A 12,556-nucleotide genomic window follows, 5' to 3' on the forward strand; every position below is an offset into this window, starting at 1 on the left:
TATACTTTTGTCCACCATGACCTAACTTAATTGCTTCTATGGCTGCATATCTCCTTCTGTCTCTCTCATTCAAAGAATCAAAAAATGATTTCATTTGCTTTTCTGTTTCTTCCGGATATTTTTTGCGTAGCATTCAAATAAATTCCTTTATGGTTTGTATCAGTTAAAACAGAATTATCTTTAGGCAATGAAAATATTTGAATTTATATCTTTGTAATTCCTAAGTAGCAGCTGCAACCGGCGTGATCCTGTTAGTAATTAACTATCGTGGAGCAAAAAGCAGCGGTTCACTACAGAACTTTATCGTGATCTTTTTGCTGGTAATCCTGGCTTTCTTCATAGCCCGAGTATCTTTTATAGTTAATCCGGCTGACTTTTCATCTGCCACATCTTATGGGGCTACCTCAATAATCACAACAGCAGGAGTTGTTTTCATATCCTATCTCGGGCTTGCAGAAGCTGCCGCAGTGTCCGAGGAAGTAAAAAACCCATCAAAGAACCTGCCACTGGCTTTTATCTCTTCAGCCATTGTAGTAACCTTATTCTACGTTGGTATAATGGCAGTGGTTGTAGGATTCTCTAACCTTCAAGGAATCATGACATCAGTTACTCCCCTTGCTGATATTGCAGGTCTGATGGCAGGAGAATCCGGAAGAATAGCAATAGAACTGGGTGCGCTGCTTGCTACCCTTTCCACAGCTAACGGCGCTATATTATCGTCTTCCAGATTTCCTTTTGCCATGAGCAGAGATGCACTTATGCCTGAATGGTTTGTTCTCATCCATCAAAAGTTTGAAACTCCTCATAATGCTATACTGGTAACAGGAACAGTAATGGTCTTGCTTTTATTCCTGTTCGACATAGAGGAGCTTGCAAGATTGGGTGGAGCTTTTAATATTTTGATATTTATCCTGCTAAATATGGCAGTGATAATCCTCAGAAAAAGAACCCTGCCAGGATATGAACCCACTTTTCGCGACCCTTTCTTCCCCTATACGCAGATTTTCGGGATACTCGGGAGCATAGTACTTCTTCCCATGCTTGGTGGATTACCTCTTCTCTTCACAGTAATGATGATTTTTGCCGGGATTGGCTGGTACTCATTTTACGGAAGGGGCAAAGCCGTTCCTGAGTATAACTTATTTGACCTGCTGGAGAATACTGTAGAAAAGAAGGAGATTAAGCCTGTCTCCCTGGTAAAAGTGCTCGTACCGATCTCCAATCCGAAACATGAGCGTGATCTTTTGAAATTGGCAGACTTTATGGGAAGCGAGATAGTCTGCCTCCACGTTATTGAAGTACCGGATCAAACAAACTTAAAGTTAGCTCAGGAAGCATATCATGAGAAAAAGATAGAAATGGACTGCCGTTTCAAAGAAGAATTTGAGAGTTATCCTGCAATTCTCGGACATAAAAGAGAATATATTGCTGCCTTTGACCACAGCATATCAAACTCAATTCTGGAGCAGGCTGAAATTGAGCAGGCAGACATGATTATTATGGGATGGCACGAACCAAAGAGATTCGAGTACTTACATGATGTTACAAACCAGGTTATCCTGTCCTCAAAAAGTCCAATAGCGTTATTAAAGGGGCATCTACCTGACAGCATAAACAAAATCCTTGTAGGGTATAACGGTAAAGAAAACTCGGTCTATGGCCTTTATCTCGCAGAAAAACTGGCTATAAACACAGGTGCCGGAGTAGAAATTATCAGTATCATTAGCCCTGATGAAGCTCAGGAAAAAAGGCAGAAAATTACTGACGAACTTGAGAGTCTCATTGAGAAAATAACTTCTATACCTGTTAGTTTCAGAGTACTTGAGAAATATTCCATAGAAGATGCTCTACTGGAGGCCTCAAATAACAATGATCTGCTAATCATTGGAGACTCAAGTGAAAGATTTAAGATTTCTTTACTTGGGACTCTATCGCAGAGAATTGCCAGGCATTCTAAGAAACCTATAGTGATAGTCAAGAAACCAAAACCAATCTCAAGAGAAAGTTTTAATTATCTGGTTAAAAAACCTGCCCGTAGAATATATGCAAGTCTCAGGGGGAAAAGAGGTCAAAACTAACTTGGATAAATCAAAAGCATCTTGGTTTAAAAGAACTCGGTTCAAGCCCAATCCCATAAGGTGGGATAAAATTACACAACGGTTTCGGATAAAACCACTCAAGGAGATGCACGTGTTTCGTTTTCTCTTCAGTGTGCCAATTTTTCTTTAAAATTAGAAATCCTAATAAATTGATAGTTTGAGAATCCAATAGCAAGAGAACTAAACTTGGTCAGTATACAAAAATTTGACTTTGAATTTACAGGAAATTTGTGACACTGCCTCTTTCCCTTCCGTCTCAAAAGTTTGGGATTTTAGTTACAAAGTAGAGCTATATATAGAAGGTCAATATAAGATTAGTATAACATTATAGGCAAAAGCTTATAAAAACAACTACATGTGAGTATTAATCAGCTCTTATTTTTTTAAGTGTGAAGTCCAGATGGACAATGCACATTTGAGAGGGGGAGGACTTATGTCAGTTAAAATTGAATGGCAAATTTTTGAAGCCGAGGCCCAGAGCAATGGTACCTGGAGCTCGAACAGCCCTGCACTTGCAGAGCTGCTCAACGCCATAGCAAGCCCGGACAAAATTAAGGAACCTGTTCCGGACATTGAGCACGCTATGGCTCATCTGGCTATCAAAGGGCTGCCGTATTTCAAAATGACTGAAACCACTTCAGGAAATACCAGAGTGAATAATAGTATTAAAAAGTCTTCAAGAACCATATGCTAATATGAACTCGCAGGTTAAACCCAGTAAAAGCAAGTAGTTTGTGTGTTCGGTCAAAACGTAGTTTGAAGGAAATGCGTTATTTTCATTGCACTTCTGTAGATTTATAGCATGGGAAAAACAAAACAATATAATCTTTATATAAAATTATACTATTTTTATTTTATTTAACTGTATAATACATATTTTATATTTTAGTTTTTCGTAACTTTATCTATGCTGTTTTAGTGAGAGACAACGATAAACTAAACAGGTAGTAGATTCCTGATTCACTCGTTGAAATCTACTTGAGGCCTTGTTAACAAGGGTCCCAATAAGAGCACCGTAGCTATCTTCAAGCTAGCTGTCTTGCTGGTAAGGATAGAACATTCATGAAGAATGATTGAAAAGATAAACAGATATAACTTCGAAAATCAAATCTTACCTTTTTACCCAGTTTCCTTTAGAATCCTTCTCATATACTTTCTTAACTGCGCTCCAGGCAACTTTGTGTGCAGTTTCCTCTCTTGTAGTGTCTCCCCGTCGTTCGGAAGGCTCTTTATACTCTTCCCAGGCGCTATTGAAAGCTTCCCTGTAAATGTCCTGCCCGTGCTCCGGCAAATTTTCCCTAACCATTTTCGGTAGTTCGCAATTTGTTTTATACGGCATTTATTCCCCATTTAATTATAGGAGATTCTTTTTTAAAAGGATTTGTATAAACCGGACTGAATCAGTATGCTTTTACTGTGAATAGAACAGTGGGCGTCCTCCTGTCAGCAGGATAACCATGTTGTTGCTTAACCTTTAAAGGCCTGGAATTAATACAACATGTTAGAGGATAAGAAACAAGAGAAAGTATACATTTTAAATATTTGAACATAGTATTTAATATAGGAGGGGAGACGTAAAAAATGAACTTACTATCCCTTATAATAAATACTAAATGCAAATACCGTGCTTCTTGTCCTCATTTTCAGAAGGGAGGTAAATATTGCGAAGGGGTAGATTACTGTAAGTGTGGGCTGTTTTTGAAAAGGAAGAGAGGAGTTTAAACTTTTTCAGTTTCATTCTTACAATTCTGGTTCTCTATCATTATGCAATAGTCTCAAACATTTCAGATATGGGAGTTTGCAGCTTATAAGCCTGGATTTATTTATAAGCCTGAATATCTCAGGTATTGTCACAAACAATAGTAAGAGTTATAGCTTAAAAGTTTATACTTGCAAGCTTTTTTGATAAGTAGATAGCTTACAAATTTATACATGCAAATCTATAGTTACAGACCTGTAGAGATAAGTTAGACCTTATTTATACTGCATATAATTTCAATTATATTGATCCAGAAAGTTGATAAAGTGATCAGGGTGAAGTTTTTCAAGTTATTAAGTTTCCTTCTTCTTTTTGCATTTGCTTCCGGGTGTATATATCCTGCAGCTACGGATGAAGTTCCTGTTTCAGGTCTGAACTCAGAAGAACTGATCAAGGATTTACAGAATACAACACCCAATGAAATGGATAACCCTTTGTCTGCTGATACAGTATCTGGAGAACAAAACAAGAAAGAAGAAAATGAGAGCTCTGTATACCTGACAAACTCTACTTCTCCTGAGATACCAGAGGTTCCGACTTATCGTGAAGAAAAAACAAACGTTGTCTATCCTAGAGAGTACAGGCGATTGTCCATGAATTTTCAGAGAGGTATTGGGTTAGAAAATGAGAAAATCGCCTCCGAAGTCTTCAATATAACTGGAAAGACCTCAGGATACAATATTAAAGGTGCTTGTGATGTTTTTGATTACGTGAACCAGCGTTGGGAGTACCGCGATGAAAAAAAAGGTGAATTTTTCTTCGATGCATCTCAGACTATAAGTGAAGGATATAAAGGGGACTGTGATGACTATTCCATAGTTATATCTTCCCTTTTAAAAAATATGGAGTTCAATACAAGGGTCGTTACTGTAACAAACGAAAGCTACGGGCATGCCTATCCTGAACTTTATATCGGGGATAACCAGGAAACGGCATCCGAAATTCTCAGATATGTACAGGGTAGATATTACTATGCTGAAAATATCTGGTACTCAGGTAGAGAACTTAAAGACGGGAAGCTTCAGTACTGGTTAAACTTTGACTGGAGCGGGTCAAATGGATACAGGCACCCCGGAGGCATATATTTTAAAGGAGCAGAGGTAATTTACTATCCTGAAGGGCTGATTGAGTTCTGAAATAGGTGATAAGACAGTACTTCGGAATCATTCCTGGGATATAAAAATCCGTTTTTCCCTCGCAATATCTCAGAAAACAAAAAAGTGGAAAAAAATGTGTTAATGTCTTTTTTTCTTTATAAAACCAAGTCCTGAAACTAAGTTTTTATGATTAACTTTATATTCGCATACTTCTACCCTCTTTTAGTAAAAGAAAACTCGGGGTATGATTACACATTGAAAAGAGACTATTAAAAGGGGAGTTTCATGGAGATGAGCAATTACAGCGAATTCGTGAGAGGAGATAGAGTACGGGCTAATACGCCTCCTGAGATTAATCAGGCAATCGATACAGAAATAGCTGCAATGGTCAGGTTTTATGCGAGCAAGACCAACTATGAAATAGGCAAAAGGATTGAAGAGCTTGATAAAGAGTGGGATATAGGAAGCATTATTGAAATCCGCGCATCTACGGCTTCTTTGATTGGAATAATACTTGGCTTAAAAAAAAGCAAAACATGGTTCATTTTGCCCGCAATAGCTTCAACTTTCCTGCTCCAGTACGCTGTGCAGGGCTGGTGCCCTCCTGTATCTATACTAAGAAGATTCGGTTTCCGTACGAGACAGGAAATAGATCTGGAAAAATATGCACTTAAAGCTTTGCGCGGAGATTTTGATACAATTTCATCTCAAGATAACTGCATAGATCGTGCAAAGGAAGTTATCGCTGAAAGTAAATCGGTCTAAGATAAATAGTTCGTCTTTCATTTTAAACATCTATTTTTGATATCCGAAAATTAGTAAAGTCAATTTTGTTCGTACTATAGACCTTGTAAATCTATTAAGGGGGAGTTTTATGGTAACGGATGACTATAGTAACCTCATTCGGGGAGATAGAGTACGGGCTAATACGCCTCCTGAAATCAATCAGGCAATTGATATAGAAATAGCTGCAACAGTACGGTTCTATGCAAGCAAAACGAATTATGAAATAAACAAAAAAATTAAAGAACTAGATTTTGAATGGGACATCGAGCGCTATCTCGAAGCAAATGCAGCTATATTTACCTTTATAGGAACTGTTATGGGCTTTAAAAAGAGCCGAAAATGGTTTATTCTGCCTCTAATAGTCTCTATTTTCCTGTTTCAACATGCAGTGCAGGGATGGTGTCCCCCTGTATCCGTATTCAGACGGCTTGGCATACGCACAAGACGGGAAATAGAAATGGAAAAATATGCACTTAAAGCTTTGCGTGAAGATCTTATGAGCTCTTAAATAATATAGCAATATGAATCGTGAAAAGAAGGCTATACTAAAGTAGAAACATATAATAGCTGAACTAAATGTCCAGTTTATTTTTTGTAACTGCCCAACCTACTCAAAATAAGTTGTTCACTACTTTGGATTACAAATCAAAGTTGATTGTTAACTAATGAAAAATGAAAAAATAGCCAGTAGAAGAAGTTAAAGAAAAATTTCGAATTTACCCTTTGAGTTTCAACAGTACAGTTATTAATACTGTTGTATCCAAGTTAAACAGTTACAAAAATAAAATATCTACGACATTTACAAATTTTTAGAAATATAACGTTATCAATCGTATAAGGGTGAAAACTGTATAAGTTTTTTATTTTTTAGAAGATGAGATACTTTTCCCACATATTTAAAAAAAAGACACTATTTTTGAAACAAAATTAGTAAATTAATTAAATATATTTTTTGAAATAAATTAGTATATTTATTTATTCAGTTTTTTTAAAACAAAATATATTATATACCAAAGTATATAAAGAAGTTATACCATAGTACAGTTTGCCGTTATGGGTTTATGATATTAAAACGAAAACAGATACTGTAAAGTTTGAAAATGTGGAACTTTATCTTATTGGATTTTTTTAATTGATGGCAGTTAACTGCCAGTACAATTAATGCTAAAGTATGCCAATCCTATAAGAGAAAAAAATCTCCACTCTAATTCGCATATCTGTATAAACCCAGACATGGATGGTGAATAAAAATGGTTTCACAGAGTCCAGACAGTTCCAGCCTGGCAGAAGTGCTTGACAGGATTCTTGACAAAGGTATAGTTGTTGACGTATGGGCAAGAGTTTCACTTGTCGGTATTGAAATCCTGGCAATTGAAGCAAGAGTAGTTGTTGCATCTGTTGACACATTCCTGCACTATGCAGAAGAGATCACAAAAATCGAAATTGCTGCAAAAGAAGAAAAACCAGCTATTGCAGCATGATCTCATAAAAACAGAATAAAAATTGGAGTGATGACAATGGTTTCACAGAGTCCAGACAGTTCCAGCCTGGCAGAAGTGCTTGACAGGATTCTTGACAAAGGTATAGTTGTTGACGTATGGGCAAGAGTTTCACTTGTCGGTATTGAAATCCTGGCAATTGAAGCAAGAGTAGTTGTTGCATCTGTTGACACATTCCTGCACTATGCAGAAGAGATTACAAAAATCGAAATTGCTGCAAAAGAAGAAAAACCAGCTATTGCAGCATAATCTCATAAAAACAGAATAAAAATTGGAGTGATGACAATGGTTTCACAGAGTCCAGACAGTTCCAGCCTGGCAGAAGTGCTTGACAGGATTCTTGACAAAGGTATAGTTGTTGACGTATGGGCAAGAGTTTCACTTGTCGGTATTGAAATCCTGGCAATTGAAGCAAGAGTAGTTGTTGCATCTGTTGACACATTCCTGCACTATGCAGAAGAGATCACAAAAATCGAAATTGCTGCAAAAGAAGAAAAACCAGCTATTGCAGCATAATTTCATAAAAACAAAGTAAAAAGGCTGTATCAAAACTCGATTCGTTTTGATAATTGGATAATATGTATTATTGCCTTAAATTCAGGAGGGCAATTATTCCGAATTTAAGACATAAGTAACCTAGTAAAATATGTTATTCCAGTTGCAAAATCAAATGTAGTTTTGATACAACCTGCTTATATTAGATTTGGATTGCTATGACTTAGTTCCGAAATCTAGTGAGAAATGTAAAACCAAGAATACTAAATTTCTAAACCGAATACAAATTGTTGAACGTCTATAAATAGATATCTAGAGATGTTGAACATTAGGGCCAATTAAAGGAATTGTCTATCATATAAATTTAGCTTCCAATTTAAAAGTTCAAGTTAGCTAGATTTCCGGAAATGAGTCAATTATATATGAAAATTCGGTACTATAAAAAATGTTTCTGCAAAAGTGCAGAAACAAAATAGAGAAAAGGTATGTGTAAAAAGGAGGTCAAAAATATGCCCAAAAGCGTTGCTGATCTAAATAAAGACATAAGTACTAAGACACTGGAAATGGAAGAGGGGGTATCAAAGTTCAATTCCGCAGTAATGCAGCTTCAGGCGGAGAATCAGGAAAAAGCCATGCAGATTCAATCTGGAGTCGCAGAAATTAGATCAGGAGTAGATGAAGAGATAAAAAATATCAATCTCTATACTAAAGAATTCTATGGATAATGGAATTAAAGCAAATCTAAAAAGAATAAAAATACATTTGTAATCGGTTAGGACTCAAGCCAAAATAACAGACTTAATGACTTCCCCCAAACGCGCCATATTGAGAAATATTGGAACGAGTTGAGTGATTAAAGGATCATTGAGAAGGTTATTTGTGATAGGCCCTTAAGGAGTTTATCAACTCCATAGTAAATACTCAAATTAAAGTATATTCTTTAGATTTGGTAGCGAACATTCTAAATACGAATGTATTTTTATTGCACTGTAAAAGAGTTATTTAACTCTTTTACTTATGTTATTATTATAGGTCTCCATTTCATAGATTTGCATTTTATAAATCTGAATTTCACAAATTTGCATTTCATAAATCTGAATTTCATAGATTTGCATTTCATAAATCTGAATTTCATAGATTTGCATTTTCTTATCTGCGTTTCCGTGATATAACTTATAATTCCACACCAAACTAAAGAGGATACAAATCACAATCTGGTACTTCACACCATTATAGAAAAAAATTAAGAAAGACATGTAGCTCTTTGCTATTTTACATAGTGATAACTACTGTGTAGACAAGATATAACTCTATAAAAAAATCGTCCTCATAAACCGATATAGAAACGGAGCTTTTGAAACTTTAAATCAATAATACGTAAGTTACTCAATGAAGTATATGTAAGTTACTCAACGAAGTCCATTAAGTATCAAACTCATACTCATTTGACATAAATCCTGATAATTTTTACCTTTGAAGACAAACAATATTCAACACAAAACAAATCTCGAGGACTATGACTAAAAGAGGAAAGAAAAATGGTATATAAAGCGACGCATCAGAGAATAATAAGGGGTAAACCTATTCACAAAACCTTAGAGGAAACAAAACAGGAATCAGTTGATGGCGATCTGAAAAATATAAATGAACCATTTAAGTCCAGTGCGAACTTAAAAAATAGTTATAAAGAAAAAAAGTATCTGGTTCCTGAAATGGAGTGTTTTATCAATAGTTCTGAAATCCAAGAATTAAGTGAAAGAATAAAACTATGGGTAAAAGCCGGATACCCTGTACATTTGATTGGTCCTACAGGTTGTGGAAAAACAAGTCTTGCTGTACATATTGCAAAAGAACTTGGACGTCCTGTCGTATGGATTAATGGAGACGAGTCTCTTACGACAAAAGATCTCATAGGTGGATATGCTCAAATCAAGCAGGAGTCGATAAGGGACAATTATATTCATAATGTACTAAAAAGTTCAGATGTCATAAAACCTGAGTGGACTGACAATCCTCTGGCTATTGCATGCAAGTACGGATATACTCTCATATATAACGAATTTTCCAGGGCAAAACCATTTGCAAATAACGTTTTACTCTCGGTTTTTGAAGAAGGGATACTTGAACTACCTTCCAGGTTTGGTGAGGAAAAATACATAAAAGTACATCCGGATTTCAGGGCAATTCTGACAAGTAATTCGGTTGAGTACGCAGGAGTTCATGTTCCTCAGGACGCTTTGCTGGATCGAATGGTAGGCATATATATGGACTACTATAGTTTTGAAACTGAAGTTCAGATAGTGAAAGGTCATACAGGCATATCTGAGAAAGAATCTGAAAAAATAGTATCTACCATCCGGAAAATAAGAGATCAGACTACTGAAGCTCAGAAACCTGGAATCAGGTCTGGCATTATGGTTGGAAAAGCTGTGAAAAATTTGAATGATAATGTAAAAGATTATTTTGAACAGCTATTCGTCGATGTAATTGCAACAAAAACAAGTTCCAATGCTGAACTGCTTAAGAAAAAGAAACTCGTAATTGACGTCATATCAGAGCTGAACTCTGAAAATACAGATTCTAATGCTGAACCACATAGGAAAGAGAAGCCTGTAAATAAAGCAGTGTTAAAGACTGCGTAAGTATTCAAAATACACTTGCGGATTAATTAAAGTTGCGCTGGCGTATCTCTATGTAAGCAATAGATCACATTAACGCCACCGCAGTATGTTTCATGAAATTGGATAATAATTTAAACTTTGTTAGTTTCAGCAAAATTTCGCAAATGAAAGAGTGGATAAGTAAGGATAAGTGTAGAACAACTGTCCCTATAAATGCGAAATTTAAAAGGAATTTGGAGAGTTTTTATGGAATTAAAATCTGGGAAAAAAATCAGAGGCAAAGAAAAAGGGGAAGAAATGAACTCTAATGTAAAAGAAACCCAAACCAGGACAATTTCATTAATTGAAAACCTTGATAAAGCAATTTTTGTGATTGAGAAAATTACCCGAAAGAAAGCGGAAGGAGTAGTAAGTGTATCCAGAGAAGAGGATATCACAAAATTCATAGTTGAGGTCCTTGAAAGAAAGTCAATTCCCGATACACAGGATATACTGAGTATCTATGAAATGAACTTTAACTCAAGTATGGAGATTATGGACTATAATAAAATAGGGATGCGGCGTAGATCTGACATGTTCGTACAAGAAGAGGACTAAAGATCAAAATATAATATATCTAGCTGGTTAACGATTCCATGCACAGCTTTGAACGTTGAATATATTTTTAATGTAATTTATACGCTAATTTAGAGAAGAACATTCACTGGAAGCTCTGCATATTAACCGAACACGTATGGACATATAATGCTTGTTCTTATTGAAAGCAAGTCCGCGTAAGGAATCAAAATTCTTGATGCGTTTAATAATATTTCGATATAACTTCAAACCTACGTAAAAACGATTCGATAAGCATAGCAAATGAAGTTTTGAATTGATATTTAATGTAAACTGCTTTGCGAAGTTGGGAAGGGTATTCGATGAAGCTCGCGCCTGAAAATAGTAAGTATGTCTATTGCATAATCAAATCCCAAGAAGAAACTATAAGCTTTGGTAATATAGGTTTTCAGGGACACGAGGTATATACACTGGACTGCATGGATTTTTGTCCTGTTGTAAGCGATGAGCCATTTAAAAAATATGAAATAGATAACGAAGAGGAAATAAATATTCATCAAAATGTAGTCAAGGAAGTAATGAAAGATTATAGCATTATCCCGGTAGCATACGGAATGGGATTCAAGAATAAAAAACTAATACAAGTCTCCATACGTGCAGGAAAAAAAGCTATTAAAAAATCTTTTACACTGGTGGATAATAAGGTAGAACTCGGGATAAAAATATTTTTACCAAAGGATACTGAAATAGACAATGAAAAGAGAGAACATTGTAAAACTGAATCAACTGAAAACTTTGAGAAAATAACTTCTCAATCGAAGAGTCTTAACCTTTTTAGCCCACGCCTTTTGATGAATACTACTTATCTTGTAGATAAGGAGAAAATTCAAATTTTCTCAGATGAAGTTGAGAAACTTAAACTAAAGTATAGTGATTATAAATTTCGATATAGCGGACCCTGGCCACCATATAATTTTGTAGATATACATATATTATCAAATAAGAAGGGTGGCTTCAGGTAATGTTTGTCTTTGATGATATTCTTTTGAGAATGATAGGAATTTCAATTCCTGGACTCGATCTCATTTCAAACATAGAAACAATAAGGGACTTTGCTTACAGAGAACTTTACAACGTGGATAAAATTAAAAACAAAATCAAGGAAAATCAACTGCTTTACGAATTTGATGAGATCTCGACAGAAGAATATGAAGAAAAGAAAAGCGAGCTCATGAGACAATTAAAATTTGCAGAAAGAGTTTTGGAGACGAATCTTAATGTCAGAACCGACATATTTTCCTGATAAATTCTCGAAAAAAGGAGCGGAAAAAAATTCAAAACTTATAAAAGCCAAAGAGAAGTCTTTTGGGTTGTACAACTTTCTTAAATTACTTGAAGAAATGGATAATCAAGGTATAACTCAAAAGTCCGGATCAGGCAAAATCGATGGGCCTTTCAGCTCAAAAGCTGAATATAATTACAATATAACTATTGATACACACTCAAGTGATTTTCACACTCTGAAAACTCACCCCAACCTTTTAACCAAAAACCCTGTGAAACGCCATCGTAAAAAGCGAATATAAGCATTTTTTCTTTAGTTAAGTAACTACGATGTGTGCTAACTGAAGGCCTTTCAATATGT

15 protein-coding genes are annotated in these 12,556 nt (G+C 35.5%); 14 read left to right on the forward strand and 1 reads right to left on the reverse strand.

What is annotated here, in order from left to right:
- The first annotated feature begins 242 nt into the window (after window positions 1–242).
- Together ASJ81_RS14095 and ASJ81_RS14100 are read left to right on the forward strand one after the other, a co-directional pair.
- Window positions 243–2,078, forward strand: a complete 1,836-nt coding sequence (locus ASJ81_RS14095; protein ID WP_095644956.1) for an amino acid permease — start codon at window positions 243–245, stop codon at window positions 2,076–2,078.
- Window positions 2,079–2,532: 454 nt separating this feature from the next.
- Entirely contained in the window at window positions 2,533–2,793 is a 261-nt protein-coding gene (locus tag ASJ81_RS14100; protein WP_095644957.1) for a hypothetical protein, read from the forward strand.
- 417 nt (window positions 2,794–3,210) lie between these two features.
- On the opposite strand, the gene ASJ81_RS14105 is transcribed toward ASJ81_RS14100, so the two are convergent.
- Entirely contained in the window at window positions 3,211–3,438 is a 228-nt protein-coding gene (locus ASJ81_RS14105; protein ID WP_095644958.1) for a ChaB family protein, read from the reverse strand.
- 686 nt (window positions 3,439–4,124) lie between these two features.
- Between ASJ81_RS14105 and ASJ81_RS14110 the strand changes: the two genes are divergently transcribed.
- From ASJ81_RS14110 to ASJ81_RS14170, 12 genes are all read left to right on the forward strand, one after another.
- A complete protein-coding gene (locus ASJ81_RS14110; RefSeq protein WP_170943320.1) occupies window positions 4,125–4,994 on the forward strand; it encodes a transglutaminase-like domain-containing protein in 870 nt (289 codons plus the stop codon).
- 252 nt (window positions 4,995–5,246) lie between these two features.
- Window positions 5,247–5,720 carry a DUF2892 domain-containing protein gene (locus ASJ81_RS14115; protein ID WP_245860173.1) on the forward strand — a complete coding sequence of 158 codons (474 nt, stop codon included), beginning with the start codon at window positions 5,247–5,249 and terminating at the stop codon, window positions 5,718–5,720.
- A 109-nt stretch (window positions 5,721–5,829) separates the two neighbouring features.
- Window positions 5,830–6,249, forward strand: coding sequence for a DUF2892 domain-containing protein (locus ASJ81_RS14120; RefSeq protein WP_095644960.1), 420 nt, complete (start codon window positions 5,830–5,832; stop codon window positions 6,247–6,249).
- Window positions 6,250–6,991: 742 nt separating this feature from the next.
- Window positions 6,992–7,222, forward strand: a complete 231-nt coding sequence (gene gvpA / locus ASJ81_RS14125; protein WP_048109058.1) for a gas vesicle protein GvpA — start codon at window positions 6,992–6,994, stop codon at window positions 7,220–7,222.
- Between the two features lie 36 nt (window positions 7,223–7,258).
- Window positions 7,259–7,489, forward strand: coding sequence for a gas vesicle protein GvpA (gene gvpA / locus ASJ81_RS14130; RefSeq protein ID WP_048109058.1), 231 nt, complete (start codon window positions 7,259–7,261; stop codon window positions 7,487–7,489).
- Between the two features lie 36 nt (window positions 7,490–7,525).
- Complete coding sequence (gene gvpA / locus ASJ81_RS14135; protein WP_048109058.1) at window positions 7,526–7,756, forward strand: gas vesicle protein GvpA; 231 nt, start codon at window positions 7,526–7,528, stop codon at window positions 7,754–7,756.
- A gap of 488 nt (window positions 7,757–8,244) precedes the next feature.
- On the forward strand, window positions 8,245–8,460 hold the full coding sequence (locus ASJ81_RS14140) for a hypothetical protein (protein WP_095644961.1): 216 nt from the start codon (window positions 8,245–8,247) through the stop codon (window positions 8,458–8,460).
- An 813-nt stretch (window positions 8,461–9,273) separates the two neighbouring features.
- On the forward strand, window positions 9,274–10,377 hold the full coding sequence (gene gvpN, locus ASJ81_RS14150) for a gas vesicle protein GvpN (RefSeq protein WP_095644963.1): 1,104 nt from the start codon (window positions 9,274–9,276) through the stop codon (window positions 10,375–10,377).
- 225 nt (window positions 10,378–10,602) lie between these two features.
- Window positions 10,603–10,953: a gas vesicle protein GvpO gene (gene gvpO / locus ASJ81_RS14155; RefSeq protein WP_170943321.1), complete on the forward strand. Its 351-nt coding sequence runs from the start codon at window positions 10,603–10,605 to the stop codon at window positions 10,951–10,953.
- A 320-nt stretch (window positions 10,954–11,273) separates the two neighbouring features.
- Window positions 11,274–11,933 carry a GvpL/GvpF family gas vesicle protein gene (locus tag ASJ81_RS14160; protein ID WP_095644965.1) on the forward strand — a complete coding sequence of 220 codons (660 nt, stop codon included), beginning with the start codon at window positions 11,274–11,276 and terminating at the stop codon, window positions 11,931–11,933.
- Entirely contained in the window at window positions 11,933–12,214 is a 282-nt protein-coding gene (locus ASJ81_RS14165) for a gas vesicle protein GvpG (RefSeq protein ID WP_245860174.1), read from the forward strand. Before ASJ81_RS14160 ends, ASJ81_RS14165 begins: the two co-directional genes overlap by 1 nt.
- Complete coding sequence (locus ASJ81_RS14170; RefSeq protein WP_095644966.1) at window positions 12,189–12,497, forward strand: hypothetical protein; 309 nt, start codon at window positions 12,189–12,191, stop codon at window positions 12,495–12,497. The genes ASJ81_RS14165 and ASJ81_RS14170 overlap by 26 nt, the downstream gene beginning before the upstream one ends.
- The last annotated feature ends 59 nt before the right edge of the window (window positions 12,498–12,556 follow it).

This window comes from Methanosarcina spelaei, from assembly GCF_002287235.1.
Taxonomy (GTDB): domain Archaea; phylum Halobacteriota; class Methanosarcinia; order Methanosarcinales; family Methanosarcinaceae; genus Methanosarcina; species Methanosarcina spelaei.